Below are 26,553 nucleotides of genomic sequence, written 5' to 3' on the forward strand. Positions count from 1 at the left end.
CACCCATCATAAAAAAGGGCCGCATTCGCGGCCCTTGTCATATTCTGCTGCTGGCTTTAATCAAGCCTGCTGTTTTTTGAACAAACTCAGCGTAAACAGCACGGCGGCGCTCAGCACCACCGAAGGGCCGGCCGGCGTATCGTAAAATGCCGAGAAGGTCAGGCCGCCGGTGACGGCCACCATGCCGAGCAGCACTGCGACGCCCGCCATCTGCTCCGGCGTGCGTGCGAAGCGCCGAGCGGTGGCTGCCGGAATGATCAGCAGTGAGGTGATGATCAGCGCGCCGACGAATTTCATCGCCAGACCGATGGTCAGGGCGGTGACCAGCATCAACACGGTGCGTGCGCGCACCAGATTAACGCCGTCGACGTGCGCCAGCTCCGGGCTGATGGTCATCGACAGCAGATCGCGCCACTGCCACCACAGCACCAACAGCACCACGGCGACGCCGCCGGCAATCATCACGATATCGCTCAGCGTAACCGACAGCAGATCGCCGAACAGGTAGGCCATCAGATCGACCCGTACGTTAGACATCAACGCCACCACCACCAGCCCCAGCGACAGCGCGCTGTGGGCCAGAATGCCGAGCAGGGTATCCACCGAGAGCTGCGGGCGACGTTCTAGCCACACCAGGGCCAAAGCCAGCAGCAGCGTAATGGCGATCACCGCATAGAAGGGGTTGATGTCCAGCAGCAGACCAAAGGCGACGCCGAGCAGCGAGGCGTGCGCCAGGGTATCACCAAAGTAGGACATGCGGCGCCAGACCACGAAGGAACCCAGCGGCCCGGCGGCGCTAGCCAGCAACACGCCGGCCAGCCAGCCGGGAAGTAACAGTTCAATCATGCTTCGCGGCTCCCGGTTTTCTTCAAGACAATTCTTCCCTGCAGATCGTGGCGGTGGTTGTGATGGTGGCGATACACCGCCAGCTGCTCTGCGCCGCGGTTGCCGAACATGGCGATGAATTCGGGATGCATCGAGACCACCTCCGGCGCGCCGGAGCAGCAGATGTGCTGATTGAGGCACAACACCTCGTCGGTTTTCGCCATCACCAGATGCAGATCGTGCGAGACCATCAGCACGGCGCACCCCAGCTCTTTACGCAGCTGATCGATCAGATCGTACAGCGCCAGCTGGCCGTTGACGTCCACCCCTTGCGTGGGTTCGTCCAGCACCAGCAGCTGCGGTTTATTCAGCAGCGCTCGCGCCAGCAGCACGCGCTGGTTTTCACCGCCGGAGAGCTTTTGCATCGGCTGGTCGAGCAGGTGGGCGGCGTGCACGCGTTTGAGCGCCGGCAGAATGTCGGCTTTCTTTACGCCAGGTTTAAGACGCATAAAGCGGCTGACGGTCAGTGGCAGGGTGGCGTCGAGGTGCAGCTTTTGCGGCACATAGCCGATGCGCAGATCGGGCTCACGCTCCAGCGTGCCGGCGGTCGGTTTGACCAATCCCAGCACCACGCGCACCAGCGTGGATTTGCCCGCGCCGTTCGGGCCAAGCAGCGTGAGAATACGGCCGGGTTGCAGGCTGAGGGAAATGTTCGACAGCACCTTGCGGCTGCCGAAGGCGACGGAGATATTTTTTAGCGTTATCAGTGTAGACATCTCGAGATTACAGGTTGCAGAACGAAGCGAATGTTATAATATCACGCCTTGTTGATGAAAACGATGGGATTACTGATGATGGCAAAGAAAAATAAATGGCTGCAGCGTACGCTGTTGGCCAGCGCATTGTTGATGGCCGGCCCGCTGAGCAGCGCTTCCGCGGCGGTGGTGACCACGATTCGTCCGCTGGGCTTTATCGCTTCGGCGATCGCCGACGGCGTGACACCGACCGAGGTGTTGCTGCCGGACGGCGCTTCACCGCACGATTTTGCGCTGCGTCCTTCCGATATCCAGCGTTTGCGCTCTGCGGACCTGGTGCTATGGGTTGGGCCGGACATGGAAGCGTTCCTGAACAAGGCGCTGGTGCCTATCTCGGCAACCCGAAAGCTGGCTGTCAGCGAACTGCCGGCGGTGAAGCCATTGCTGATGAAAGGCGAAGATGACGACGATCATGATCATGCAGGTGAAGCGCATAACCATGCCGATGACGATCATGGGCATCATCACGGCGAGTACAATATGCACGTTTGGCTGTCGCCGGAGATAGCAAAAGTGACCGCGATCGCGATTCACGACAGATTGTTGGAACTTATGCCGCAAAATAAGGACAAATTAGACGCAAACCTGCGCCAGTTCGAGAATCTGCTGACGCAAACTGACAAAAATGTTGGTAACATGCTTACGCCTGTGCAAGGTAAGGGTTATTTTGTTTTTCATGATGCTTACGGCTACTTTGAGAAACACTACGGTTTGAGTCCGCTGGGCCATTTCACCGTCAATCCCGAAATTCAGCCTGGAGCACAGCGCCTACACCAAATTCGAACACAGTTGGTTGAGCAGAAAGCGGTATGCGTTTTTGCTGAGCCACAATTCAGGCCGGCCGTAATCAATGCCGTCGCCAAGGGTACCAAAGTGCGTTCCGGAACGCTGGACCCGCTGGGCATCGGCATCGCGCTGGGGAAGGACAGCTACGGGAAATTCCTGACTCAGCTGTCAAACCAGTACGTGAGCTGCCTGAAGTAAAGCTTATGAGGATAATATCGAGTGCAGCAGATAGTCCGAACTATCGCTCTGGCGTATAACAACCTGCCACGGCCCCATCGCGTCATGCTGGGGTCGCTGACAGTCGTCACATTGGCCGTCGCTGTTTGGCGGCCTTTTGTTTACCACCCAGAACACAACCCCATCGCCAAGAGCGTCGAGTTAGAATCCAGCCAGATGCGGTCATTGCTCCCTGAAGCCAGTGAACCGATAGATGTCGACCAACCCACCCCCGATGACGAAATCCCGCAGGATGAGCTGGATCAAAAAGATGCCGGCGACGATGGCGTGCATGAATATGTGGTTTCCACCGGCGACACCCTCGGCAGCATTTTGACGCAATATGGCATCGATATGTCGGATGTCACCTTGCTGGCTTCGCAAAACCGCGATCTGCGTAATCTGAAGATAGGCCAACAGCTGTCGTGGACCGTCAATGATGCAGGCGATCTGCAGCAGTTGACCTGGGAAGTTTCCCGCCGCGAAACCCGCACCTATGACCGCGTCGGCAATAGCTTCAAAGAGTCTAAAGAGGCGCAGCAGGGCGAATGGCGTAACAATGTGATCAGCGGCCGGGTCAACGGCAGCTTCGTCAGCAGCGCCGGCGACGCCGGGCTGAGCCGTAACGAAATCAACTCGGTGATCAAAGCCCTGCAGTGGCAGCTCGATTTCCGCAAGCTGCGCAAAGGCGACCAGTTCTCCGTGCTGATGTCGCGCGAGCATTTCGACGGTAAGAAATCGCAAAGCCAGCTGTTGGGCGTGCGTCTGCGCACCGGCGGCAAAGATTACTATGCGATCCGCGCCGAAGACGGCAAATTCTACGATCGTCAGGGCTCTGGCCTGGCGCGCGGCTTCATGCGTTTCCCGACCATGAAACAGTTCCGCATCTCCTCCAACTTCAACCCGCGCCGCGTGAACCCGGTGACCGGCCGCGTGGCGCCGCATAAGGGCGTCGATTTCGCCATGCCGGTCGGCACGCCGGTGCTGGCGGTCGGCGACGGTGAGGTGGTGATCGCCAAACGCAGCGGCGCAGCGGGCAACTATGTGGCGATCCGCCACGGTCGTCAGTACACCACGCGCTATATGCACCTGAAAAAACTGCTGGTGAAACCAGGCCAGAAGGTGAAACGCGGCGATCGCATTGCGCTCTCCGGCAACACCGGCCGTTCCACCGGGCCACACCTGCACTTTGAACTGTGGACCGGCCAACAGGCGGTGAACCCGCTGACGGCCAAACTGCCGCGTTCCGAAGGGCTGGGCGGCAAAGACCGCAGCGATTATCTGGCACAGGTGAAGGAAGTGGTTCCTCAGCTGCAGTTGGATTAACGTCCCCCTTTTTTCCGGCGCTCCGGCGCCGTTAATTTCATCGGCCTGATTGCGGGCCGATGCTGTTTTATCTGGGTGGTTCGCGGTTGTTAATTGCAAAATCGGTGATGGCAATTATGATTAGCCGAATCGCTAAGCGAAGAGCACGTGCATGCAAAACGAGAAGAAATCGAACGTAGAGTTCATCCCGCAGTTTCAAAAAGCCTTTTTATATCCGCGCTACTGGGGCGTGTGGTTGGGAACCGGTCTGATGGCCGGCATTTCGCTGGTGCCTGCGCGCCTGCGCGATCCGGTGCTGGGTGCGGTCGGCAAACTGGCCGGCAAGCTGGCGAAGGGCGCGCGCCGTCGTGCCCGCATCAACCTGCTGTATTGCTTGCCTGAGCTGCCTGAAAGCGAACGCGAGCACATTATCGACCAGATGTTCGCCTGCGCGCCGCAGTCGATGGTGCTGATGGCGGAACTGGCCTGCACCAAGCCCGAAAAAGTGCTAAAGCGCGTGCGTTGGCACGGTGAAGAGGTGCTGGACAAGATCCGGGCGGAAGGGCGTAACGTGATTTTCCTGGTGCCTCACGGCTGGGCGGTGGATGTGCCAGCGATGCTGATGGCTGCGCGCGGCCAACCGATGGCGGCGATGTTCCACAACCAGCGCAATCAGCTGATCGACTACCTGTGGAATGCCGTGCGTCGTAAATTCGGCGGCCGCATGCACGCGCGCAACGACGGCATCAAACCGTTTATCAGTTCGGTACGGCAGGGGTACTGGGGCTACTACCTGCCCGATCAGGATCACGGCGCCGAGCACAGTGAGTTCGTCGATTTCTTCGCGACCTATAAGGCGACGCTGCCGGCGGTAGGCCGGTTGATGAAGGTTTGCCGTGCGGCGATCGTGCCTTTGTTCCCGGTGTACGATGGCAAAACCAGCATGCTGGATATTTATATTCGCGAGCCCATGGACGATCTGGCCGAAGCCGATGACCCACGGATTGCGCGCCGCATGAATGAAGAAGTGGAAAACCTGGTGGGCCCGAACCCTGAGCAGTACACCTGGATCCTAAAACTGTTGAAGACGCGCAAGGAAGGGGAGATTGAGCCTTACTCGCGCGACGATCTGTATCGCTAATCCTTCCTAACGTTAACGCCGGTCGGGCTATAACCCGGCCGGTATCACTTCAGATGTGCACCATACAGCCGCGCGCCCGCAGGATGTCGATGACTTTAGGCGTGCGGGTGAAGTCATTCCAGCGCAGATCCAGCTTGCGCAGCCGGCTCAGTTCGCCGAGGCTTTCCGGCAGCTCGCTCAGGCGGTTGGCGCGCAGATCCAGACTTCTCAGCGCTGTCAGCTCACCGATATTTTCCGGCAGGCGCGTCAGTTGATTGAAACGCAGGTTCAGCTCGCTCAATCGCGGCAGGCGGCAGAAGGCTGCCGGCAGTTCGGTGATAGCATTGTTGGCCGCATCGAGTATCTCCAACTCACCGAGCAGAGCCATTTCCGCCGGCAGCGTGGTCAGGGCATTTTTCATGATATGTAGTTCGCGCAGCGCGCGCAGCTGCCCGATTTCGGCGGGCAGGCTGCGGATGCGATTGTTGTATAAACGCAGCTCCTGCAACGCCGCCAGCCTCGGTATTGCCTGCGGCAAGGCGGTCAGTTGGTTATCGGTCGCGTTGAGATAGATGAGCTGCTGCAGCTGTGCCAGCGAATGGGGCAGGTCGCTAAAACCGTTATCGCTCAGATAGAGGTATTTCAGCCGGTGCAGTTGCCCCAACGCTTCAGGCAGTTCGCTCGCGCGATTGTGGCCAAAGTCGAACATCTCGAGCTGTTGCAACTGACCAATCTCCGGCGGCAGACGGTCGAGCTGATTGCAGGAGATATTCAGCACCTGCAGATTCTGGTGCCGGAAGATTGGGGTGGGGAAGGCCGTCAGCTGATTGTCGTACAGGCTGACCTTGCGCAGCGCGCGGCCGGCAAGCTGCGATTCGTCGAGCTGCGTCAGGCTACGGCCGTCGAGATCGAGCTCATCAGCGCTCGCTGCGGGGTTGTGTTGGTGGAGCATGGCGTTCTCCGTCGTTTATGGCGATGTCAGCGCAAAAAAAATGCCGGCCAACGTGAGCCGGCCGGCATTTCGTCTGCGGCGTGAATTACTCGACGCGCAGGATACGGCTGGTATTGGTGGTACCGACGGTTTCCATCACGTCGCCCTGGGTGACGATCACCAGATCGCCGGAGACCAGGAAGCCTTTGTCACGCAGGCGATTGACGGCTTCATTGGCGGCGATCACGCCGTCTTTGTGGCTGTCGAAATATACCGGCGTCACGCCGCGATACAGCGCAGTCAGGTTCAGCGTGTGCTCATGACGCGACATGGCGAAGATCGGCAGGCCGGAGCTGATGCGTGACATCATCAGCGCGGTGCGGCCGGACTCAGTCATGGCGATCAGCGCGGTGACGCCTTTCAGGTGGTTGGCCGCATACATCGAAGACATGGCGATCGCCTCTTCGATATTGTCGAACTGCACGTCCAAACGGTGTTTGGAAACGTTGATGCTCGGGATCTTCTCGGCGCCCAGACAAACGCGCGCCATCGCCGCCACGGTTTCCGCCGGGTATTGGCCAGCAGCGGTTTCCGCCGACAGCATGACGGCGTCGGTGCCGTCCAGCACGGCGTTGGCCACGTCCATGACTTCGGCGCGGGTCGGCATCGGGTTGGTGATCATTGACTCCATCATCTGAGTCGCGGTGATCACCGCGCGGTTCAGGGTGCGTGCGCGGCGGATCAGTTTCTTCTGAATGCCGACCAGTTCCGGATCGCCGATTTCGACGCCGAGGTCGCCACGGGCAACCATCACCACGTCGGAGGCCAGAATAATGTCGTCCATCGCTTCGTCGGTGCAAACCGCTTCGGCGCGCTCAACCTTGGACACGATCTTGGCGTTGCAGCCCGCATCGCGCGCCAGGCGGCGGGCATAGTTCAGGTCTTCACCGGTACGCGGGAAGGAGACCGCCAGATAGTCGACGCCAATCTTGGCGGCGGTCACGATGTCCGCCTTGTCTTTTTCGGTCAGCGCTTCGGCTGACAGGCCACCGCCTAGCTTGTTGATGCCTTTGTTGTTGGACAACGGGCCGCCGACGGTCACTTCGGTAAACACTTTCATGCCCTGAACTTCGAGCACTTTTAACTGAACGCGGCCGTCGTCAAGCAGCAGGACATCGCCCGGCACGACGTCGGCAGGCAGGCCTTTATAGTCGATACCGACTTTTTCTTTATCGCCTTCGCCTTTTGACAGGTTGGCGTCCAGCAGGAATTTATCACCCACGTTGAGGAAGATTTTGCCTTCCTTGAAGGTGGATACGCGGATTTTCGGCCCTTGCAGATCGCCGAGGATAGCGACGTGACGTCCCAGTTTGGCAGCGATTTCGCGCACTTTGTCTGCGCGAGCCTGGTGATCTTCCGGGCTGCCGTGGGAGAAGTTAAGCCGAACTACGTTGGCACCGGCGGCAATGATCTTTTCCAGATTATTGTCGCGGTCTGTAGCCGGACCCAGGGTGGTAACGATTTTGGTTCTTCTGAGCCGTCTGGACATGTATTACTCCGTTGACTGGTGAAGCAAATATTGGTGTTGCGATAACTTCGGATAACGAAACCAGGCGTGAAATGTAATTTTACAACACTGATATTTCACCCGGGTTACCCGCATGAGCATGTTAACAGGGTACCGCCTCTGATGCCGTCATTCAAATGTCTGTTGAACGGCGATTTTTTTCTTCGTCGGGTCACGAATCAAAACTGTTGGGAATGACCACGCCTTTATCAAAGCGCGATTCTTTGAGCGCTTCTTTGACCCGCTTCAAGTTATCTCTGAATTTAGCCCCTCGGCGCAAGGTAAATCCGGTGGCAAGCACGTCAATGAGCGTTAATTGCGCGATCCGCGACACCATCGGCATGTAAACGTCGGTGTCTTCGGGCACATCGAGCAGCAACGCGAGGGTCGCCGCTTGGGCGAGCGGGGTGTCGCGCGAGGTGATAGCCAGTACCGTGGCGTCGTTCTCCCGCGCCAGGTGAGCCATCTCCACCAGATTTTTGGTGCGGCCGGTGTGTGAGATCAGCACCACCACGTCGCCCTCGCCGGAGTTCATGCAGCTCATGCGTTGCATGACGATGTCATCGAAGTAGACCACCGGAATGTTGAAGCGGAAAAATTTGTTCATCGCGTCGTGCGCCACCGCTGCGGAGGCACCCAGGCCGAAGAAAGAGATCTTTTTTGCCTGGGTGAGCAGGTCAACCGCACGATTGATTGCGGCAATATCCAAATTTGCCTTTACTGTATCCAGGCTGGCCATGACCGATTCGAAGATCTTGCTGGTATAGGAATCGACGCTGTCGTCTTCCTCAACGTTACGGTTTACGTAGGGCGTGCCGTTAGCCAGGCTTTGGGCGAGGTGCAGTTTGAAATCGGGAAAGCCTTTGGTATCAAGGCGGCGGCAAAAACGGTTGACGGTAGGTTCGCTGACGTCGGCCATGCGCGCCAGCGTGGCAATGCTGGAGTGAATGGCGGTCTGTGGGGAGGCCAGGATCACCTCGGCGACTTTCCTTTCAGATTTGCTCAGGCGTTCCAGATGGTTCTGGATTTTGTCCAGCGTATTCATATAACGAGAGTCACTCATGGTTTTATCCCTGTGGCTTTCAAGCAACAGCGCCGAATTTCGCCCGTGTTCGCCGTGCACGCAGACGCCAAACGAGCGGCTGTAACCTGGAATCGATAGGGTATGTCGATTTCAAACAAAGGAGAAATCAATGCCGGTTTAGTGAAAATATACTACGTGCTGGTAAACGTTGGCAGTCTCGACAGGGCGTATGCAGGCTTTTTTCACCAGAATATGACCTGTGTCTAACTTTCATAATGGTAACAGAGCGTCAAAAAAGACGAAAAATTACAGTTTTGCCCGCCTGTGCGGGCTCTGGCGCGCATTGGCGCTACCGCTGGAATCTTGAGGTCTTTTTTCCTGCTTCTGCACCGGGTTTGCTGGCCGTAGTCAAACAGAGTACATTAGTAATGTAAGAAAATTACAAATATCCTGCAACGAGGAGATGAACATGGCGGTAACCTCTACAGCCCAGGCGTGTGACCTGGTTATTTTCGGCGCGAAAGGTGATTTGGCGCGCCGTAAGCTGCTGCCTTCCCTGTACCAGTTAGAGAAAGCCGGACACATCCACCCGGATACGCGGATTATCGGCGTCGGCCGCGCGGAGTGGGATAAAAAAGCGTATACCGAAGTGGTCAAGGAAGCGCTTGGCACCTTCATGAAGGAAAAATTGGATGACGAACTCTGGGCCACGCTGAGCGCACGCCTGGACTTTTGCAACCTGGACGTCAACGACAGCAAGAACTTTACCAAACTGGGTAAAATGCTGGATCAGAAACACCGCACCACCATCAACTACTTCGCCATGCCGCCAAGCACCTTTGGCGCCATCTGCAAAGGGTTGGGCGAAGCCAAGTTGAACCATGAGCCGGCGCGCGTGGTGATGGAGAAACCGTTGGGCACCGATCTGGCGTCTTCCCGCGTGATCAACGATCAGGTGGCGGAGTACTTCAACGAATCCCAGGTTTACCGTATCGACCACTATCTCGGCAAAGAGACGGTGCTGAACCTGTTGGCGCTGCGTTTCGCCAACTCGCTGTTCGCATCCAACTGGGATAACCGCACCATCGATTCGGTGCAGATCACCGTGGCGGAAGAGGTGGGCATCGAAGGGCGCTGGGGTTACTTCGACCAGGCCGGCCAGATGCGCGACATGATCCAGAACCACCTGCTGCAGATCCTGACCATGATCGCCATGTCGCCGCCGGCGGACCTGACGACCGACCGTATCCGCGACGAGAAGGTGAAGGTATTGCGCTCGCTGCGCCGCATCGATCAGACCAATGTACGGGAAACCACCGTGCGCGGGCAGTACACCGCCGGTTTCGTCCAGGGCAAGAAAGTGCCGGGTTATCTGGAAGAGGAAGGCGCGAACAAGAGCAGCAGCACCGAAACCTTCGTCTCCATCCGCGTGGATATCGACAACTGGCAGTGGGCCGGGGTGCCGTTCTACCTGCGTACCGGTAAACGCCTGCCGACCAAATGTTCGGAAGTGGTGGTGTACTTCAAAAACCCGCCGCTTAACCTGTTCAGCGATTCGTACCAGCAGCTGCCGCAGAACAAGCTGACCATCCGTCTGCAACCGGACGAAGGCATCGAAATTCAGGTACTGAACAAGGTGCCGGGGCTGGATCACAAGCACCGTCTGCAGACCACCAAGCTGGACCTGAGCTTCTCGGAAACCTTCAACCAGGAGCACGTGGCGGACGCCTACGAGCGCCTGCTGCTGGAGACCATGCGAGGCATTCAGGCGCTGTTCGTGCGCCGCGATGAAGTGGAAGAGGCCTGGAAGTGGGTCGACTCCATCATGGATGCATGGAAAGCCGACAACGAGGCGCCTAAACCTTATCAGGCGGGCACCTGGGGGCCGGTGGCCTCGGTGGCGATGATCACCCGCGACGGCCGTTCCTGGAACGAGTTCGAATAATGCGCAATGCCGGCAGCCTGTCTGCCGGCTTTTTTTTGCCTGCGATCTGCGCGTGGGCCACATCACTTACGGTACGGCCGGACGTTCGCGCGCTTGCGCGGAGCCCTGTGGCAGGGGCGTGCCATTGTTAACCGCGAGTCATGGAGAAATAACGATGAAAAACTGGAAAACCAGCGCCGAGCAGATCCTGACGGCAGGGCCGGTGGTGCCTGTTATCGTGATCAATAAGTTGGAGCAGGCGGTGCCGCTGGCGAAAGCGTTGGTTGCCGGCGGCGTGCGGGTATTGGAGGTGACGCTGCGCACCGCCTGCGGGCTGGAGGCTATCCGCGCTATCGCCAAAGAGGTGCCGGAGGCGATCATCGGCGCCGGTACGGTGATCAATCCGCAGCAGCTGCGGGAGGTGACCGAGGCGGGGGCGCAGTTCGCCATCAGCCCGGGGCTGACCGACGCTTTGCTGCAGGCGGCGACGGCGGGGTCAATCCCGCTGATCCCGGGCATCAGCACCGTATCTGAACTGATGCTGGGCATGGATTACGGCCTGCGCGAATTCAAATTCTTCCCGGCGGAAGCCAACGGCGGCGTTAAGGCGCTGCAGGCGATCGGCGGCCCGTTCCCCCAGGTGCGTTTTTGCCCGACCGGCGGCATTACGCCGAACAATTACCGCGATTATCTGGCGCTAAAAAGCGTATTGTGCATCGGCGGCTCCTGGTTGGTGCCGGCCGATGCGCTCGAAAGCGGCGACTATGCGCGCATCACTGAACTGGCGCGCAGCGCGGTCAGCGGCGCCGCGTTGTAACCCGCGCCAGGCCTGGGATTGGCGCTTATTTGCTCACCCGCGGATATCGCAAGGCTCAACGCTCCGTTGGGCCTTTTTTAATTTTTATCGCGATTAACTTTCTTATTTTTAACCCGTTTTTTTCTGCTTTTTTATGAAAACGGCAGTTTGCTTTCTAATTTTGGCTGTGGTAAAAATATCTCAGTTGAAAATTTTACTTTTATGAGGATATTGGGCAAATCGCACGGTGTGCGGCTGATAATAGAGAACTATTATGATGACTATTAACGGAACTACCCTCAGAACCTCTACGTGCCAACTCTTCCTGTCTGCGATCCTTGCCAGTGAGCATCACTGGTGCAGCGAGCTATAGCGTCTTTCTCCCTTAACCGGTGCTGGTAGCGGGCTTAGGCCTTCGCATTACCGTTCAGCCGGGCAAACATTCTTTTTGCGTTTGGGTCAGTTTATCCCCAGGGATCTCTGCGTCTTGCGCGCCGCATTGCGGCCGTTCGACGAGATAAATCGGGATAAATATGCCTTGGCGCGCGTTATTCGCCGTTTGGGAGAAAAATTATGATTTATTGGATCTTTTTAGGTTTGGCCATCATGACCGAAATCATCGGCACCTTGTCGATGAAATACGCCAGCGTCAATGGCGGCATGATCGGGCATATCGTGATGTACGTGATGATCACCGCGTCTTATGTATTGTTGTCGGTAGCGATAAAACGCGTGGCGCTCGGCGTGGCCTATGCGCTGTGGGAAGGCATCGGCATTCTGTTCATTACCCTGTTCAGCGTACTGTGGTTCGACGAGCCGATCTCGGCGCTGAAGGTGCTGGGCTTGGCTACGCTGATCGCCGGCATCATGTTGGTGAAATCCGGTACCCGCAAAGAGCGAAAACAGGTCAGCCCGCGAGGTGACAACCATGCAACAGTTTGAGTTGTACCACATTGGGTTCCTGGGGCTGGCCATCGTGCTGGAAATTATCGCCAACATCTTCCTGAAGATGTCGGACGGCTTCCGTAAAATTTGGCTGGGATTGCTGTCGCTGCTGTCGGTGCTCGGTGCGTTCAGCGCCCTGGCGCAGGCGGTTAAGGGTATCGATCTGTCGATCGCCTATGCGCTGTGGGGCGGTTTCGGTATCGCCGCCACCATCGCCGCAGGCTGGATCATGTTCGGCCAGCGGTTGAACGCCAAAGGCTGGATTGGCCTGGCGCTGTTGCTGACGGGGATGGTGATCCTTAAACTGTCTTGATAGCGGGCAATAAAAAACCGCAGGCGTCGCCGTCTGCGGTTTTTTTTCGTCTGCGCTCAGGCTTACAGCGCGGCGATGATTTTGATTTCCACCTTGTACTTCGGATTCATCAGCTGCGCCTGCACCGTGCAGCGCACCGGCGCGCTGCCGGCGACCACCCAGGCGTCCCAGGCGGCGTTCATCGCGGCGAAGTCGGCGCTGTTGGCCAGGAAAATGGTGGCATCCAGAATACGGCTTTTGTCCGACCCTACGCGTTCCAGCAGCACGTCGATGGCGGCGAGGGCGTTGGCGGTCTGCGCGGTCGCGTCGTCGTCCAGGTTCTCCGGCACGCTGGTGTAGTAAACGGTCTCGTTGTGCACTACGGCTTCGGACCAGCGCTGATCGGGATCAATTCTTTCGATATTCATTTGCTTATCTCCATATCATAGTCGCGCTAAGGGTAGCACAGCCGGTGATGAAAAAGCGCGGCGATAAAGTGGGTGGTAGCCGGGCGGCAGGCTTGGCATAATCACCGCTGAATGACACCGGCAGAGAGACAGCGTGACAGACGATTTTGCAACAGACGGCGCATTGGCGCAGGCTATCAAGGGATTCAAACCGCGTGAGCCGCAGCGGCAGATGGCGCAAGCCGTTACCGAAGCGATCAATTTCAAGCAGGAACTGGTGGTGGAAGCCGGCACCGGCACCGGCAAAACCTTCGCTTATCTGGCGCCGGCGCTGCGTGCCGATCGCAAAGTGATCATCTCCACCGGTTCGAAAGCGCTGCAGGATCAGCTGTATGCGCGCGATCTGCCCACCGTCGCCAAGGCGTTGAAGTACAAAGGCAAGCTGGCGCTGCTGAAGGGGCGCTCCAACTACCTGTGTCTGGAGCGTCTTGAGCAACAGTCGATGGCCGGCGGGGAGCTGGCGGGGCAGACGCTGATCGATTTGGTGCAGCTGCGCAAGTGGTCGTCGCAGACCAAAGAGGGTGATATCAGCACCTGTAGCGAAGTGGCGGAGGACAGCTTCGTCTGGCCATTGGTGACCAGCACCAATGACAACTGTCTGGGCAGCGACTGCCCGCTGTATCAGGATTGCTTCGTGGTCAAGGCGCGCCGCCGCGCGATGGATGCAGATGTGGTGGTGGTAAACCATCACCTGTTCCTGGCGGATATGGTGGTGAAAGAGGGCGGTTTCGCCGAGCTGATCCCAGAAGCCGAGGTGATGATTTTCGACGAGGCGCACCAAATCCCCGACATCGCCAGCCAGTATTTCGGCCAGCAGCTCACCAGCCGCCAGCTGCTGGATCTGGCGAAGGACATCACCATCGCCTACCGCACCGAGGTGCGCGATGCGGCTCAGCTGCAAAAGAGCGCCGATCGTCTCAGCCTGAGCACGCAAGATTTCCGTCTGAATCTGGGAGAACCGGGGTTCCGCGGTAATCTGCGTGACGTGCTCGGCGAACCCAACGTGCAGCGTGCTCTGTTGCTGCTCGATGACGCGCTGGAGCTGTGTTATGACGTGATGAAGCTGTCGCTGGGGCGTTCGGCGCTGCTGGACGCCGCCTTTGAGCGCGCCACGCTGTACCGCGCGCGTCTCAAACGCCTCAAGGCGGTAACGGAACCGGGCTACAGCTATTGGTATGAGTGCAATTCGCGCCACTTCGTGCTGGCGCTGACGCCGCTGACGGTAGCCGATCGTTTCCGCGAAATGCTGGACGAGAAGCCGGGCAGCTGGATCTTTACCTCGGCCACGCTGTCGGTCAACGATCAGTTGGGCCACTTCACCGAACGGCTGGGGCTGACCAAGGCCAAAACGCTGCTGTTGCCGAGCCCGTTCGACTATGCCAAACAGGCGTTGCTGTGCGTGCCGCGCTTTTTGCCTTCGCCGAATCAGCCCGGTGGGGCGCGCCAGCTGGCGCGCATGCTGCGCCCATTAATCGAAGCCAACAACGGCCGCTGCTTCTTCTTGTGCACATCGCACCAGATGATGCGCGAGCTGGCGGAAGAGTTCCGCGCCACGATGACGCTGCCGGTCTTATTGCAAGGGGAAACCAGCAAAGGGCAGCTGTTGGCGCAGTTCGTCGCCGCCGGTAACGCGCTGTTGGTGGCGACCAGCAGCTTCTGGGAAGGGGTGGACGTGCGTGGCGATGCGCTGTCGTGTGTCATCATCGATAAGCTGCCGTTTACTTCACCGGACGATCCGCTGCTGAAGGCGCGCATTGAAGATTGCCGCCTGCGCGGCGGCGATCCGTTCAATGACGTACAGTTACCGGATGCGGTCATCACCCTGAAACAGGGGGTGGGCCGTTTGATCCGCGATACCGACGACCGTGGCGTGCTGGTGATTTGCGATAACCGTCTGGTGATGCGCCCTTATGGCGAGGTGTTCCTCAATAGCCTGCCGCCTACGCCGCGTACCCGCGATCTGAAACAGGCCATCGCCTTCCTGCAGGCCGCCGATACGTCGGCCACGTGAAAGATGAAGGGCTTACGGGGCTGTGCTACAATGCGCGCCCTGTATGAAAAACCCAGTTTTATTCCCGCCAGAGGTTGGCATGTCCACGCGAATTTTAGCGATCGATACCGCGACGGAAGCCTGTTCCGTCGCCGTCTGGAATCAAGGCGAAATCCACGCCCTGTTTGAGCTGTGCCCACGCGAGCATACGCAACGAATTTTACCTATGGTGCAGCAGGTGCTGGCGGAATCCGGTCTGGCGCTCAACCAGCTCGATGCGCTGGCCTTCGGCCGCGGCCCCGGCAGTTTTACCGGGGTGCGCATCGGCATCGGCATCGCTCAGGGCCTGGCGCTGGGCGCCGATTTGCCGATGATTGGCATTTCCACGCTGCAAACCATGGCGCAGGGCGCCTGGCGCGTCAGCGGCGCGGCGCGCGTGCTGGCAGCGATCGATGCGCGCATGGGGGAAGTCTACTGGGGGCAGTTCGAACGCCAAGTGGACGGCAGCTGGTTGGAAAGCGAAGGCGAGGCGGTGCTGTCGCCGGCGCAGGCGCTCGAGCGTGCACAGCGCCTGCAGGGCGAATGGGCCCACGTTGGCACCGGCTGGCAAACCTACCCCGATCTGGTCAACGGTTCTACGCTGAGCGTGCGTGACGGCCAAATGCTGCTGCCGCAGGCGCAAGACATGCTGCCGCTGGCGCTGCACGCCTGGCAACAAGGGTTGGCGGTGGCGGTGGAAAACGCCGAGCCGACCTATCTTCGCAATGAAGTCACCTGGAAAAAACTGCCGGGCCGCGAGTAATCGCGGCGTATTGTGCTGTTGTTGATGCCGGGCGATGAAGGCCTGCAACTTGAACGACGAAATGCGGTCAAAGTTACAGGCATTTCAGGAGATTGCGACCATGTTAATCCGCACTGCAAGTAAAAAGCTGTCGCTGCTGGCCGTCGCCTGCGGCGCGCTGGTTCTGACCGGGTGCGTCACCGTACCGGATGCGATCAAAGGCTCCAGCCCTTCGCCGGTGACTCAGCTTTCCTCGGTACAAAATGCACCGAACCTGTTTACTGGCGCGGAAGCCCGCTTCGGCGGCACTGTGGTGAACGTCGCCAACGAACAAGGGCGTACGCTGCTGGAGATCGCGGCGGTGCCGCTCGACAGCGGTGCGCGGCCGATACTGGGTGAACCGTCGAACGGCCGCTTGCTGGCCACGGTGAACGGCTTCCTCGAACCGGTCGATTTCAAAGGCCAACTGGTGACCGTCGTCGGCCCTATCACCGGCCTGAAAGAGGGGCGGATCGGCATGACGCCATATCGCTTCGTAACGATGAACGTGACCGGTTTCAAGCGCTGGCATCTGGTGCAGCAGGTGGTGATGCCGCCTGCGCCGATGGGCCCTTGGGGCTGGCGCGGTGGTCCGTGGGGGCCCGGCTGGGGCGCAGGCTATGGCTGGTACAACCCCGGTCCGGCACAGGTGCAAACCATCGTAACCGAGTAGCATACGCTTGATGTGAACATATTTGACAGGGCGGCTCAGGCCGCCCTTTTGCTTTTTGGGATAGGGAATATCCGACAATTAGTGACGTACATCGCAACCTGAATAATGTTTAAAACCCGAACTGGTCTGCTGAGTTAAAATATTGTTATGGTTAGGCTGCGAGTTTGAGGGCTGCGATGATAATTAGTAATGATTTCAGGAGTAATACCTTGGATAAGGTCTGGTTAAAACGGTATCCGGCAGATGTGCCCGCAGAGATTGATGCCGATCGCTATTCGTCGTTGATCGAAATGTTTGAGCATGCCGTGCAGCGTTATGCCGATCAGCCCGCCTTTATCAACATGGGCGAGGTGATGACCTTCCGCAAACTGGAAGAACGCAGCCGGGCTTTCGCGGCTTACCTGCAAAATGAACTGGGCCTGAAGAAGGGTGACCGTGTCGCGCTGATGATGCCTAACCTGTTGCAATACCCCATCGCTCTGTTCGGCATTCTGCGTGCCGGCATGGTGGTGGTCAACGTCAACCCGTTGTATACCCCGCGCGAGCTGGAGCACCAGTTGAACGATAGCGGGGCCAGCGCCATCGTTATCGTTTCCAACTTTGCCCATACGCTGGAAAAAGTGGTGTTCAACACCCAGGTCAAACACGTGATCCTGACGCGCATGGGCGACCAGCTTTCGGCCGCCAAAGGCACGCTGGTTAACTTCGTGGTCAAATACGTCAAGCGCCTGGTGCCCAAATACAACCTGCCGGACGCCATTTCATTCCGCAGCGCGCTGCAACGCGGCCGCCGTCTGCAATATGTAAAACCGGACATCATTAATAGCGATTTGGCTTTCCTGCAATACACCGGCGGTACCACCGGCGTGGCGAAGGGCGCGATGCTGACGCACCGTAACATGCAGGCCAACCTTGAGCAGGCCAAGGCCGCTTATTCGCCGCTGTTCCGTGAAGGGCAGGAACTGGTGGTGACGGCGTTGCCGCTATACCACATTTTCGCGCTGACGGTGAACTGCCTGCTGTTTATCGATCTGGGCGGGCGCAATTTGCTGATCACCAACCCGCGCGATATTCCGGGGCTGGTGAAGGAGCTGGGTAAATATCCGTTCACCGCCATGAGCGGGGTGAATACGCTGTTCAACGCGTTGCTGAACAACGAAGAGTTCCACAAACTCGATTTCTCTACGCTGCGTTTCTCGGTCGGCGGCGGTATGTCGGTGCAAAAAGCGGTGGCCGAGAAGTGGGAGAAAACCACCGGTAAACACCTGCTGGAAGGCTATGGTCTGACCGAGTGCGCGCCGCTGGTGGCCGGTAACCCTTACGATCTGAAACACTACAGCGGCAGCATCGGCCTGCCGGTGCCGTCGACGGACATTCGGTTGGTGGACGACAACGGCCATGACGTGCCGCCGGGCGAACCGGGCGAACTGTGGGTCAAAGGGCCGCAAGTTATGTTAGGCTATTGGCAGCGTCCGGAAGCCACCGATGAAGTGCTTAAAGATGGCTGGCTGGCGACCGGCGATGTGGTGACCGTGGACGATCAGGGATTTGTGCGCATCGTCGACCGCAAGAAAGACATGATCCTGGTCTCGGGTTTCAACGTGTATCCGAACGAGATTGAAGATGTGGTCAGCCAGCACCCGAAAGTGCTGGAATGTGCGGCAATCGGCGTGCCCAGCGAGGCCTCCGGTGAAACGGTGAAGATCTGCGTGGTGAAGAAAGACGCCTCGCTGACCAAGGAAGAGCTGTTGACCCATTGCCGTCGCCACCTGACCGGGTATAAAGTGCCTAAAATTGTTGAGTTCCGCGATGAACTGCCGAAGTCGAACGTCGGCAAGATTTTGCGGCGAGAACTGCGCGATGAGCTAAAAACGCCGAAGCCGGCCGATGCCGCCTAGGTGTCGCTTTCGCGTCTGACTATCAACAACGCCGGTGAATGCCGGCGTTGTTGTGTTTGAATCCTACAAGAGAATGATGTTTTGAATTATCAGTTGATCACTACCGATGCCGGATTGCAGCAGGTCTGCGAGCAGGCGAGAAAGCATGCCCAGATTGCGCTGGACACCGAGTTTGTCAGAACGCGCACCTACTATCCTCAGCTGGGCCTGATCCAGCTCTACGACGGTGAACAACTCTCCCTCATCGATCCTCTGCCGATCAAGCAATGGCAGCCGTTTGTCGACCTGCTGGCCGACACCGCCGTGGTGAAGTTCCTGCATGCCGGCAGTGAAGATCTTGAAGTGTTTCTCAACGCCTTTAAAACGCTGCCGACGCCGATGATCGACACCCAGATCCTGGCGGCCTTTACCGGTCGGCCGCTCTCCTGCGGTTTTGCGACGCTGGTGGCGGAGTACATGAAGGTTGAACTGGACAAGAGCGAGTCGCGCACCGACTGGCTGGCGCGCCCGCTGACCGAAAGACAGTGCGTGTATGCGGCCGCCGACGTGTTCTACCTGCTGCCGATGGCCAAACAGCTGGTGCAGGAGACCGAAGAGGCCGGCTGGACCGCTGCGGCCCATAACGAGTGCCTGCTGCTGTGCCAACGCCGTAGCGAGACGCTGGCGCCGGAAGTGGCCTATCGCGAAATCAGCAATGCCTGGCAGCTGCGCCCGCGTCAGCTCGGCTGTTTGCAGAAGTTGGCAGAATGGCGGTTGCGCCAGGCGCGTGAGCGCGATCTGGCGGTGAACTTCGTGGTGCGTGAGGAGAACCTATGGCAGGTGGCGCGCTATATGCCGTCTTCGCTGGGAGAACTGGATTCTCTGGGGCTGAGCGGGCCGGAGATCCGTTATCACGGCAAAACGCTGCTGGCGCTGGTGGCCGAAGCCGAAGCGCTGGAGGAGTCCGAGTTGCCCGCGCCGTTGGCTAACCTTATCGATCAGCCGGGCTACAAGAAGGTGTTTAAGGACATCAAGGCCGCTATCGCTACCGTCAGCGAGCAAAGCGGGTTGAGCAGCGAGCTGCTGGCATCCCGTCGCCAAATTAACCAATTGTTGAACTGGCATTGGAAACTGAAGGACGGCGAGAGTCGCCCTGAATTAATCAGCGGCTGGCGCGGCGATTTATTAATGGCGCCGTTGCAGGACATCCTGAAAGATTATTAATCGCTGGTTATCACCAGGGCAGGGTAGGGAAACTCTGCTCGGGTGAATATAGGCAGGAAATAATGCGTTGAAGGTAAATCTGGCCAGAATTTACTTTAAACGAGGTGGCGGCAAAGTTAATTGGGAATTGTCCCAAAGGGAAAAATCAATTTTTTGCTGCCGATAATGCTTAATAACTGGATACACATACAGTTACCCCCTGCATAAAATATACAGGGGGTAATTAATGCGTCGCAATCATTTAGCTGCTTCTTCCGATTCCGGTAATGTCACGTTAAGTTCAAGTACCGAAATATCGTCCCCTTTCTGCTCGAACTGCACATGCAGCATTTCAGGATCGATCTGAATGTATTTGCAAATAACCGCCAGAATATCGCGTTTCAGATCAGGCAGATACGGGGGCTCACTGTCCCCGCGACGACGCTCTGCGACGATAATCTGCAGCCGTTCCTTGGCTATATTGGCTGTCTGTTTTTTGCGGGACAGAAAGAAGTCTAATAAGGCCATGGTTTATCCCCCAAAAAGGCGTTTCAGGAAACCCTTCTTCTCTTCTTCAATGAAGCGGAATGGGCGTTCTTCCCCCAACAAGCGGCAAACGGTATCGTCGTACGCCTTACCGGCGTCTGACTCGGCATCCAGAATGACAGGCTCACCCTGGTTGGAAGCGCGCAGCACGGACTGGTCTTCCGGGATCACACCCACCAGCGGAATGCGCAGAATTTCAAGCACGTCTTCCATGCTCAGCATGTCGCCACGGCTGACGCGGCCCGGGTTGTAACGGGTCAGCAGCAGGTGTTCCTTGATTGGCGATTCGCCTTTCTCGGCGCGGCGTGACTTGGAAGAGAGGATACCCAGGATACGGTCAGAGTCGCGTACCGAAGACACTTCCGGGTTGGTGGTGATGATAGCTTCGTCGGCGAAATACAGCGCCATCAGCGCACCGGTTTCGATACCGGCCGGTGAATCGCACACCACGAAGTCAAAATCCATCTCGCCGAGATCGTTGAGGATTTTTTCAACGCCTTCGCGGGTCAACGCGTCTTTGTCGCGCGTCTGCGAAGCCGGCAGGATATAGAGGTTTTCAGTGCGTTTGTCTTTGATCAACGCCTGATTCAGCGTGGCATCGCCCTGAATCACGTTCACGAAATCATACACTACCCGACGTTCGCAGCCCATAATCAGGTCAAGATTACGCAGGCCGATATCGAAATCGATCACGACGGTTTTCTTGCCTTTCTGGGCCAGGCCGGTAGCGATGGCCGCGCTCGAAGTGGTCTTGCCAACGCCCCCTTTACCCGATGTAACAACAATAATGCGTGCCATGAAATGGATTCCTTGTCAAAAGGGCTTAATTTAAAGGTTGTATGGTTAAAGCGTTATCCAACAGGCTGAGTCGTACGGCCTGCCCGACGTAATCGGACGGGATTTGGTCGCTCAACCAGTACTGCCCTGCGATAGAGACTAGCTCAGCCGCCAGGTGGGTGCAAAAAATCTGACATTGCGTGTCGCCTGACGCGCCTGCCAGTGCGCGACCGCGCATCATGCCGTAGACATGAATATTGCCATCGGCAATCAATTCGGCGCCGGCGCTGACGCTGCTGGTCACGATAAGATCGCAGTTGCGGGCGTAAATCTGTTGGCCGGAACGGACAGGCGTACTGATGATGCGCGTTTTGGCGGGGGCGTTATCCGCCACCACGGGCGCAGGTGCAGGCTCCGGCGCAGCCATCTTCTGGCCTTTGCCTTCGCTCAGCAGCGGCAGCCCGGCACGGGCTATCGCGCGCTTTTGACGCTCATCTCTGCAACCGCTGATACCCACAACGCGCAGGCCTGCTGCCGCGACAGCCTGTTGAAGTTCTTTCCAGTTCGCATCGCCTTCCAGCGTTGCGACGTTGATAACAACAGGGGCGTTTTTCAGAAAAGCGGGCGCTTGCTCAACTTTTTCCTGTAACGCCTGACGTATTACCTCGGGCTGTGAATTATGCAAATGAACAACCGATAGGGTAAAACTGCTGCCTTTTAGCTCAATTGGCGATTGTGACATCTATCCTGACTCAGTCTCAGCAACTTTAAATCCCCGGAATACCACTCGGGGTGCGATATTCCGATGTACTATAAGCATGTTATAGTCAGAGTTATATCCAGGCAAGACGCTCCCTCAATTAAATAGAGTTAAAAAAATGCTTTGTGTGATCTATAGAAGCCCGAAACGCGATCAAACTTATCTTTATGTCGAAAAAAAAGACGATTTCTCTCGTGTGCCGGAAGCGCTGCTGAAAAGTTTCGGTGTACCGCAATTCGCCATGATGCTGTCGCTCGATGAGCGCAAGAAATTGGCCTCGGCGGATATCGAAAAGGTGAAGCAGGCGTTGAAAGACGAAGGCTATTACCTGCAGTTCCCGCCGCCGGTAGAAAACCTGCTCAACCAGCATCTGGCGGGCGACAAGGCCTGAGACAGTGGCCACGGCCAGGGGAGGCGCGATGACACCTTCGGCAAGAAGAATTGTATTGGCCGCCTGGCTGACGTTGGGCGGGGTGCTGATGCCGGGCGCAGCGCAGGCGGCGCAGGAGACGACGCTGGCGACGAGCGGCCGGGATCCGGCGCAGTTCCCGGCGTATGTCGAACAGCTCAAGCGCCGGGCGCGGGAGCAGGGCATCAGTCAGGCCACCCTCGACCGCGCCTTTGCGCAAATCCATTTCGTCGATCGGGTGATCAAGGCCGATCGCAATCAGCCGGAGCAGAAGGTAACCCTGGACGACTATCTGCGGCGGGTGATGACGCCCGTTAAAGTGCGCCAGGGGCGCGAACTGTACCGGCAGCGCCACGCGCAATGGACGCGCGCCGGCGAGCGCTACCGGGTGCCGGGGCGCTATATCATCGCGCTGTGGGGCATGGAGAGCGCCTACGGCAAGATTCAGGGGCGGGAAGATGTGGTGTCCGCGCTGGCGACGCTGGCGTTTGAAGGGCGCCGCGAAGCCTTTTTCAGCCAGGAGCTGATGGCGGCACTGCAGATAGTCGAGCAGGGGCACGTCGGCGATACACCGCTGAAAGGTTCCTGGGCCGGCGCGATGGGGCAATGCCAGTTTATGCCGAGCTCTTTCCTGCGCTATGCGGCGGACGGTGACGGTGACGGGCGCATCGATATCTGGAACAACATTGATGATGTCTTCGCGTCTACGGCCAGTTATTTGTCCAAAGAGGGCTGGCAGCCCGGCATCGGCTGGGGGCGTGAGGTCAAACTGCCCGCCGGTTTCAATCGGGCCGAGCTGGGGTTGAAAGACGCGCAAGCGCGCAGCGTCAACGCCTGGCAACAACGCGGGGTACGTCGTGCGGATGGCAGTGCGTTGCCGCATGCCGTTCAGCGCGGTTGGATCATTGCGCCGGATGATCTGCAGGGCCGGACGTTCCTGGTCTATGATAATTTCCGCACCCTCATGCACTGGAATCGCTCTTACTATTTCGCTATCGCCGTGGGTATGATGGCGGACGCGATCGGACATTGATCCGGCACACCAATAATCGGCTTGGCGCGCCAAGCCTCTACAGTTTGGGAGAAGCGGTATGTATCAACATAGAGACTGGCAGGGTTCGCTGCTCGATTTCCCGGTGAACAAGGTGGTTTGCGTCGGCAGTAACTATGCCGATCACATCAAGGAAATGGGCAGCGCGGTTTCCGTCGAGCCGGTGGTATTCATCAAACCGGAAACGGCGCTGTGCGATATTCGTCAGCCGGTGGCCATCCCCAAAGAGTTCGGTGCGGTGCATCATGAGGTGGAGCTGGCGGTACTGATCGGCACGCCGTTGAAACAGGCCAACGAAGACCGCGTTGCGCGGGCGATCGCCGGCTACGGTGTGGCGCTCGATCTGACGTTGCGCGATTTGCAGGCGGGCTTTAAAAAAGCCGGCCAACCGTGGGAAAAGGCCAAGGCCTTCGACGGTTCCTGCCCGATGTCGGGGTTTATTCCGGTGGCGGAATTCGGCGATCCGCAAAACGCCGAGCTGTCGTTGACCGTCAACGATCAACTGCGCCAGCAGGGCAATACGCGCGACATGATCACGCCGATCCTGCCGCTAATCAGCTATATGAGCCGTTTCTTCACGCTGCGCGTCGGCGACATCATCCTGACCGGCACGCCGCAGGGCGTGGGCCCGATGGCTTCCGGCGACATGCTGAAAATCAGCCTGAACGGCAAAACGCTCAGCACCCGGGTGATCTGATTTCTCCTTGCCGCCGGCGGTGTCGGCGGCAAAGCTTGCATCTTGTGGCTAAAATGTCTATATAGTCCCCCCTCGAACCTGTGCGCAGGTGACTTATCCATTTACCGAAACCGGACGCTAACATGTCACAACTCGCTTTTTGGCAACAGAAAACGCTGGCGGAAATGTCAGAACAAGAGTGGGAATCGCTGTGCGACGGGTGCGGGCAATGCTGTTTGAATAAGCTGATCGACGAAGATACCGACGAGATTTATTTTACCAACGTAGCCTGCAACCAGCTCAACATCAAATCCTGCCAATGCCGTAACTATGAGCGGCGCTTCGAGCTGGAAGAAGACTGCATCAAACTGACGCGCGAGAATCTCACTACCTTTGAGTGGTTGCCACCGACCTGCGCCTATCGCCTGATCGGTGAAGGCAAGCCGCTGTTCCCCTGGCATCCGCTGCTGAGCGGTTCCAAGGCGGCAATGCACGGCGAGCGCATTACGGTGCGGCATATCGCGGTGCGTGAAAGCGAGGTGGTGGACTGGCAGGACCATATCCTCAACAAGCCGGACTGGGCTAGGTAAAGGCGGGCGCCTGCAGAGCAATACGCGTTTTCATGCAAGAGGGCGGCGTGTTCAGACATGCCGCCCTCTGCGTTATTGAGCTAACCAACGGGTGTGGGGCTCATGGTATAAGCCGCCATTTCACGCTTTTTTGTCGCGGCGATGCCAGTTAGCCAGATTTTTCAGCGGCTGCTTCACATATGGGCTGGCTTTGATCAGGCTGAACAGCAGTTTATTCACCGCCGTACCTACTTTGTCCATTGGCCGGTCGATATCGAGAAACAGCACAGCGCGCAGTTCGTCGGTATCATTGCGAACCTCGTGTTCGTAGGAATCATCAAACAAAATCACCTTGCCTTCATCCCAGTGCAGAATTTGGTCGTCAACGCGGATCCAGAGTTTTTCCCGATCCTTTGGCACGATTAATCCCAAATGCGCGCGCACCACGGCACGAGTCGGGCCTTTGTGGGGGACGATGTGATAGTGCGGCTTAAGGATCGAAAACATGGCGGTGCGCATGCCGGGGATCTCGCAGACCGCCTGTGCGGTCTGCGGGCAAATGGCGCAGTTCTCATCAACCCGCTGCCCGTAGACAAACAGCCCGAAGGTTTTCCAATTATCCCCTTTGGAGATGCGTTGCTGATCCGGTGATATTTGGTGGAACGCGGGGATATCCTCCGGGTGCTCCAGCAACCGATCCAACTCCTCGCGAATGGCAGGCCAACGGGCTTCCAGCGCCGTGACCCAATTAAATTCATGATTACCGATCCGCGGTGTGGTGGAGATCAGCGAATGGCGAGTCTGAAAATCGCCGTTCCAGCGCAGGAATTTTTTCCCGGCTTTGAGCAGCATGCGCCGCAGGAACGGGCGCTGAGACGAAGGGGGCAATGTGGTATCCGGCATAGTATCGTGTCCTTGATGTCATATGATGTGCAGTAGTCAGCCAAAGCCTGGCTCACAGGAAGAAAGGGTGAGAGTCAACACGTCATTCAGCATAGGGAAAGCATCGCGAACGATTTTAATCTTTAATGCGCGAATGGCGTTGATGCTTGGTGCCGGATAGAGGGAAATTCCAACAATTTATTTAAGGCGGGTAAGGGGGTGCGTGATGGGGGATAGGGGGAAAAAAGCCCCTGCAAAGATGAGGGGCAAGACACACAACAACACCAGGGAAATCGGTAGTACTCACGTTGCCGATACTATAAGGATTTTATGGGTAAACTTCACCAAAATATTGTGCTCTGAATGTGACAAAGGCGCAGTCGTTCATAAGTAACGGTAATTTATTGATGCTCGAAGGTTGAAAGGAAGGGCCGGTTTTAGCCGCCGCTATTGCAGAAGTTTAATGTTATGTAAATTACGTGCTGAACTGAGCCGGGATGCTTCTTTTTAAACGATAAGTTGGGTAATTTGGCCGCTCTCCCGCAAGTTCGAGAGCATAACAATGAAAATGGTCCGTCTGTTTGCCGTAGCTGGAGCGCTAATCGTGCTCGTTTACTTCCTTACACATACCTGAAATGGGGTTATCTCTGAATTTGACAGTAATACCCTAAAAAAACGGCGCCTGGTGGCGCCGTTTTTTGTTTGTCTGCCGTTCAGCGGCCGAACAGATCGCGGCGGCGTGGGCGGACAAACTGTGCGATCAGTACAATCAGCGCCACCAGCAGATAGGCGCCGAAGATACCAACCAGCCATTGTGGCATTTCCAGCGTCAGGAACTGCCATTGACGCACGGAACAGTCACCGGAAGCGTGGAACACCGCCGGCAACCATTTGTCCAGCGGCAGCCAGGACGGGAAGCTGACGAAGAAATCGCAGGTATTGAATGGCGAGGGGTGCAGTTGGATCATGGTGTGTTTCCACGCCAGCTGTACGCCTTCCCAGGCGCTGTAGATCCACAGCAAGATCGCCGCGTAGCGCAGCGGGGTTTTCGGCGCGATAGCGCCTACCAACGAGGCGCCGAGGATGCCGAATAGCGCGCAACGCTCGTAAATGCACATCACGCACGGCTGCAGCAGCATAACGTGCTGGAAATAGAGCGCGACCAGTTCCAACACCAACGCTGTCAGGGCCATCAGCAGCCAGGCGCCGCGTCCTTGTGAACAGCGGTTAAAGAATTGCAACATATCTAGATTCTTCCATGCAGTAAGCAATTGAACCGGCAGTGTAAACCAATTCCCCCTCGCTGC

At 57.6% G+C, this 26,553-nt stretch carries 27 protein-coding genes; 16 read left to right on the forward strand and 11 right to left on the reverse strand.

Translation table 11 applies throughout. From position 1 onward, the window contains the following. Nucleotides 1–60: 60 nt before the first annotated feature. Nucleotides 61–846, reverse strand: a complete 786-nt coding sequence (gene znuB / locus N6G83_RS04035; protein WP_025303124.1) for a zinc ABC transporter permease subunit ZnuB — start codon at nt 844–846, stop codon at nt 61–63. Further along, nucleotides 843–1,601: a zinc ABC transporter ATP-binding protein ZnuC gene (gene znuC / locus N6G83_RS04040; RefSeq protein ID WP_004932357.1), complete on the reverse strand. Its 759-nt coding sequence runs from the start codon at nt 1,599–1,601 to the stop codon at nt 843–845. Before znuC ends, znuB begins: the two co-directional genes overlap by 4 nt. A gap of 78 nt (nt 1,602–1,679) precedes the next feature. Between znuC and znuA the strand changes: the two genes are divergently transcribed. From znuA to lpxM, 3 genes are all read left to right on the forward strand, one after another. After that, complete coding sequence (gene znuA, locus N6G83_RS04045) at nt 1,680–2,624, forward strand: zinc ABC transporter substrate-binding protein ZnuA (RefSeq protein ID WP_025303123.1); 945 nt, start codon at nt 1,680–1,682, stop codon at nt 2,622–2,624. Between the two features lie 21 nt (nt 2,625–2,645). Next, nucleotides 2,646–3,968: a murein DD-endopeptidase MepM gene (gene mepM, locus N6G83_RS04050; RefSeq protein WP_004932347.1), complete on the forward strand. Its 1,323-nt coding sequence runs from the start codon at nt 2,646–2,648 to the stop codon at nt 3,966–3,968. Between the two features lie 151 nt (nt 3,969–4,119). Next, nucleotides 4,120–5,088: a lauroyl-Kdo(2)-lipid IV(A) myristoyltransferase gene (lpxM, locus tag N6G83_RS04055; RefSeq protein ID WP_015378127.1), complete on the forward strand. Its 969-nt coding sequence runs from the start codon at nt 4,120–4,122 to the stop codon at nt 5,086–5,088. A 49-nt stretch (nt 5,089–5,137) separates the two neighbouring features. Here lpxM and N6G83_RS04060 read toward each other — a convergent pair whose 3' ends face one another. From N6G83_RS04060 to N6G83_RS04070, 3 genes are all read right to left on the reverse strand, one after another. Next, nucleotides 5,138–6,019 (reverse strand): leucine-rich repeat domain-containing protein, encoded by an 882-nt coding sequence (locus N6G83_RS04060; RefSeq protein ID WP_043143025.1) that lies wholly within the window; start codon nt 6,017–6,019, stop codon nt 5,138–5,140. A gap of 85 nt (nt 6,020–6,104) precedes the next feature. Further along, nucleotides 6,105–7,547, reverse strand: coding sequence for a pyruvate kinase (gene pyk, locus N6G83_RS04065; RefSeq protein WP_004932339.1), 1,443 nt, complete (start codon nt 7,545–7,547; stop codon nt 6,105–6,107). Between the two features lie 190 nt (nt 7,548–7,737). Next, on the reverse strand, nt 7,738–8,610 hold the full coding sequence (locus tag N6G83_RS04070) for a MurR/RpiR family transcriptional regulator (protein WP_025303120.1): 873 nt from the start codon (nt 8,608–8,610) through the stop codon (nt 7,738–7,740). Between the two features lie 448 nt (nt 8,611–9,058). Here N6G83_RS04070 and zwf point away from each other — a divergent pair, with 448 nt between their 5' ends. The 4 genes from zwf (at nt 9,059) to mdtI (ending at nt 12,567) form a co-directional block, all read left to right on the forward strand. Then, complete coding sequence (gene zwf / locus N6G83_RS04075) at nt 9,059–10,534, forward strand: glucose-6-phosphate dehydrogenase (RefSeq protein ID WP_019452799.1); 1,476 nt, start codon at nt 9,059–9,061, stop codon at nt 10,532–10,534. Nucleotides 10,535–10,688: 154 nt separating this feature from the next. Beyond that, the gene (locus tag N6G83_RS04080; RefSeq protein WP_025303119.1) at nt 10,689–11,330 is read left to right on the forward strand and encodes a bifunctional 4-hydroxy-2-oxoglutarate aldolase/2-dehydro-3-deoxy-phosphogluconate aldolase; all 642 of its coding nucleotides are present in this window, start codon (nt 10,689–10,691) and stop codon (nt 11,328–11,330) included. Between the two features lie 552 nt (nt 11,331–11,882). After that, nucleotides 11,883–12,251, forward strand: a complete 369-nt coding sequence (gene mdtJ / locus N6G83_RS04085; protein WP_025303118.1) for a multidrug/spermidine efflux SMR transporter subunit MdtJ — start codon at nt 11,883–11,885, stop codon at nt 12,249–12,251. Beyond that, the gene (gene mdtI / locus N6G83_RS04090) at nt 12,238–12,567 is read left to right on the forward strand and encodes a multidrug/spermidine efflux SMR transporter subunit MdtI (RefSeq protein ID WP_016927446.1); all 330 of its coding nucleotides are present in this window, start codon (nt 12,238–12,240) and stop codon (nt 12,565–12,567) included. Before mdtJ ends, mdtI begins: the two co-directional genes overlap by 14 nt. Before the next feature lie 62 nt (nt 12,568–12,629). Here mdtI and N6G83_RS04095 read toward each other — a convergent pair whose 3' ends face one another. Further along, on the reverse strand, nt 12,630–12,974 hold the full coding sequence (locus N6G83_RS04095; RefSeq protein WP_025303117.1) for a RidA family protein: 345 nt from the start codon (nt 12,972–12,974) through the stop codon (nt 12,630–12,632). A gap of 133 nt (nt 12,975–13,107) precedes the next feature. Between N6G83_RS04095 and N6G83_RS04100 the strand changes: the two genes are divergently transcribed. The 5 genes from N6G83_RS04100 (at nt 13,108) to rnd (ending at nt 19,597) form a co-directional block, all read left to right on the forward strand. Next, a complete protein-coding gene (locus N6G83_RS04100; RefSeq protein WP_004932318.1) occupies nt 13,108–15,024 on the forward strand; it encodes an ATP-dependent DNA helicase in 1,917 nt (638 codons plus the stop codon). A gap of 79 nt (nt 15,025–15,103) precedes the next feature. Next, nucleotides 15,104–15,805 (forward strand): tRNA (adenosine(37)-N6)-threonylcarbamoyltransferase complex dimerization subunit type 1 TsaB, encoded by a 702-nt coding sequence (gene tsaB, locus N6G83_RS04105; protein WP_025303116.1) that lies wholly within the window; start codon nt 15,104–15,106, stop codon nt 15,803–15,805. Nucleotides 15,806–15,905: 100 nt separating this feature from the next. After that, nucleotides 15,906–16,496 (forward strand): Slp family lipoprotein, encoded by a 591-nt coding sequence (locus N6G83_RS04110; protein WP_021503867.1) that lies wholly within the window; start codon nt 15,906–15,908, stop codon nt 16,494–16,496. Nucleotides 16,497–16,705: 209 nt separating this feature from the next. Beyond that, nucleotides 16,706–18,394, forward strand: coding sequence for a long-chain-fatty-acid--CoA ligase FadD (gene fadD / locus N6G83_RS04115; protein WP_025303115.1), 1,689 nt, complete (start codon nt 16,706–16,708; stop codon nt 18,392–18,394). 81 nt (nt 18,395–18,475) lie between these two features. Beyond that, on the forward strand, nt 18,476–19,597 hold the full coding sequence (gene rnd / locus N6G83_RS04120; RefSeq protein WP_025303114.1) for a ribonuclease D: 1,122 nt from the start codon (nt 18,476–18,478) through the stop codon (nt 19,595–19,597). 237 nt (nt 19,598–19,834) lie between these two features. Here rnd and minE read toward each other — a convergent pair whose 3' ends face one another. The 3 genes from minE to minC are packed head-to-tail and all read right to left on the reverse strand — an operon-like array spanning nt 19,835 to nt 21,641. Beyond that, nucleotides 19,835–20,104, reverse strand: coding sequence for a cell division topological specificity factor MinE (gene minE / locus N6G83_RS04125; protein WP_004932303.1), 270 nt, complete (start codon nt 20,102–20,104; stop codon nt 19,835–19,837). Nucleotides 20,105–20,107: 3 nt separating this feature from the next. Next, nucleotides 20,108–20,920 (reverse strand): septum site-determining protein MinD, encoded by an 813-nt coding sequence (gene minD, locus N6G83_RS04130; protein ID WP_016927452.1) that lies wholly within the window; start codon nt 20,918–20,920, stop codon nt 20,108–20,110. A 25-nt stretch (nt 20,921–20,945) separates the two neighbouring features. After that, the gene (gene minC / locus N6G83_RS04135; RefSeq protein ID WP_025303113.1) at nt 20,946–21,641 is read right to left on the reverse strand and encodes a septum site-determining protein MinC; all 696 of its coding nucleotides are present in this window, start codon (nt 21,639–21,641) and stop codon (nt 20,946–20,948) included. A gap of 136 nt (nt 21,642–21,777) precedes the next feature. Between minC and N6G83_RS04140 the strand changes: the two genes are divergently transcribed. The 4 genes from N6G83_RS04140 (at nt 21,778) to N6G83_RS04155 (ending at nt 24,385) form a co-directional block, all read left to right on the forward strand. After that, nucleotides 21,778–22,050 (forward strand): YcgL domain-containing protein, encoded by a 273-nt coding sequence (locus N6G83_RS04140; protein WP_025303112.1) that lies wholly within the window; start codon nt 21,778–21,780, stop codon nt 22,048–22,050. Nucleotides 22,051–22,138: 88 nt separating this feature from the next. Beyond that, nucleotides 22,139–23,101: a lytic transglycosylase domain-containing protein gene (locus tag N6G83_RS04145; RefSeq protein WP_225735592.1), complete on the forward strand. Its 963-nt coding sequence runs from the start codon at nt 22,139–22,141 to the stop codon at nt 23,099–23,101. A gap of 58 nt (nt 23,102–23,159) precedes the next feature. Next, on the forward strand, nt 23,160–23,816 hold the full coding sequence (locus N6G83_RS04150) for a fumarylacetoacetate hydrolase family protein (RefSeq protein ID WP_260514751.1): 657 nt from the start codon (nt 23,160–23,162) through the stop codon (nt 23,814–23,816). Between the two features lie 122 nt (nt 23,817–23,938). Beyond that, nucleotides 23,939–24,385 carry a YcgN family cysteine cluster protein gene (locus N6G83_RS04155; protein ID WP_025303110.1) on the forward strand — a complete coding sequence of 149 codons (447 nt, stop codon included), beginning with the start codon at nt 23,939–23,941 and terminating at the stop codon, nt 24,383–24,385. 120 nt (nt 24,386–24,505) lie between these two features. On the opposite strand, the gene N6G83_RS04160 is transcribed toward N6G83_RS04155, so the two are convergent. Then, on the reverse strand, nt 24,506–25,267 hold the full coding sequence (locus N6G83_RS04160; RefSeq protein WP_142590307.1) for an aspartyl/asparaginyl beta-hydroxylase domain-containing protein: 762 nt from the start codon (nt 25,265–25,267) through the stop codon (nt 24,506–24,508). Nucleotides 25,268–25,959: 692 nt separating this feature from the next. After that, nucleotides 25,960–26,490 (reverse strand): disulfide bond formation protein DsbB, encoded by a 531-nt coding sequence (gene dsbB, locus N6G83_RS04165; protein WP_004932277.1) that lies wholly within the window; start codon nt 26,488–26,490, stop codon nt 25,960–25,962. Between the last annotated feature and the right edge of the window lie 63 nt (nt 26,491–26,553).

This window comes from Serratia sp. PL7, assembly GCF_945957435.1.

Bases quoted from the DNA above. Each gene is read 5' to 3' on its own strand.
- tsaB (WP_025303116.1), top strand. From the start codon at position 15,104: ATGTCCACGCGAATTTTAGCGATCGATACCGCGACGGAAGCCTGTTCC.
- N6G83_RS04070 (WP_025303120.1), bottom strand. From the start codon at position 8,610: ATGAATACGCTGGACAAAATCCAGAACCATCTGGAACGCCTGAGCAAA.
- N6G83_RS04060 (WP_043143025.1), bottom strand. From the start codon at position 6,019: ATGCTCCACCAACACAACCCCGCAGCGAGCGCTGATGAGCTCGATCTC.
- znuA (WP_025303123.1), top strand. From the start codon at position 1,680: ATGGCAAAGAAAAATAAATGGCTGCAGCGTACGCTGTTGGCCAGCGCA.
- N6G83_RS04080 (WP_025303119.1), top strand. From the start codon at position 10,689: ATGAAAAACTGGAAAACCAGCGCCGAGCAGATCCTGACGGCAGGGCCG.
- N6G83_RS04145 (WP_225735592.1), top strand. From the start codon at position 22,139: ATGCCGGGCGCAGCGCAGGCGGCGCAGGAGACGACGCTGGCGACGAGC.
- mdtI (WP_016927446.1), top strand. From the start codon at position 12,238: ATGCAACAGTTTGAGTTGTACCACATTGGGTTCCTGGGGCTGGCCATC.
- N6G83_RS04140 (WP_025303112.1), top strand. From the start codon at position 21,778: ATGCTTTGTGTGATCTATAGAAGCCCGAAACGCGATCAAACTTATCTT.
- dsbB (WP_004932277.1), bottom strand. From the start codon at position 26,490: ATGTTGCAATTCTTTAACCGCTGTTCACAAGGACGCGGCGCCTGGCTG.
- minD (WP_016927452.1), bottom strand. From the start codon at position 20,920: ATGGCACGCATTATTGTTGTTACATCGGGTAAAGGGGGCGTTGGCAAG.
- mdtJ (WP_025303118.1), top strand. From the start codon at position 11,883: ATGATTTATTGGATCTTTTTAGGTTTGGCCATCATGACCGAAATCATC.
- znuC (WP_004932357.1), bottom strand. From the start codon at position 1,601: ATGTCTACACTGATAACGCTAAAAAATATCTCCGTCGCCTTCGGCAGC.
- N6G83_RS04155 (WP_025303110.1), top strand. From the start codon at position 23,939: ATGTCACAACTCGCTTTTTGGCAACAGAAAACGCTGGCGGAAATGTCA.
- N6G83_RS04110 (WP_021503867.1), top strand. From the start codon at position 15,906: ATGTTAATCCGCACTGCAAGTAAAAAGCTGTCGCTGCTGGCCGTCGCC.
- N6G83_RS04095 (WP_025303117.1), bottom strand. From the start codon at position 12,974: ATGAATATCGAAAGAATTGATCCCGATCAGCGCTGGTCCGAAGCCGTA.
- minC (WP_025303113.1), bottom strand. From the start codon at position 21,641: ATGTCACAATCGCCAATTGAGCTAAAAGGCAGCAGTTTTACCCTATCG.
- znuB (WP_025303124.1), bottom strand. From the start codon at position 846: ATGATTGAACTGTTACTTCCCGGCTGGCTGGCCGGCGTGTTGCTGGCT.
- minE (WP_004932303.1), bottom strand. From the start codon at position 20,104: ATGGCCTTATTAGACTTCTTTCTGTCCCGCAAAAAACAGACAGCCAAT.
- N6G83_RS04150 (WP_260514751.1), top strand. From the start codon at position 23,160: ATGTATCAACATAGAGACTGGCAGGGTTCGCTGCTCGATTTCCCGGTG.
- N6G83_RS04160 (WP_142590307.1), bottom strand. From the start codon at position 25,267: ATGCCGGATACCACATTGCCCCCTTCGTCTCAGCGCCCGTTCCTGCGG.
- pyk (WP_004932339.1), bottom strand. From the start codon at position 7,547: ATGTCCAGACGGCTCAGAAGAACCAAAATCGTTACCACCCTGGGTCCG.
- zwf (WP_019452799.1), top strand. From the start codon at position 9,059: ATGGCGGTAACCTCTACAGCCCAGGCGTGTGACCTGGTTATTTTCGGC.
- lpxM (WP_015378127.1), top strand. From the start codon at position 4,120: ATGCAAAACGAGAAGAAATCGAACGTAGAGTTCATCCCGCAGTTTCAA.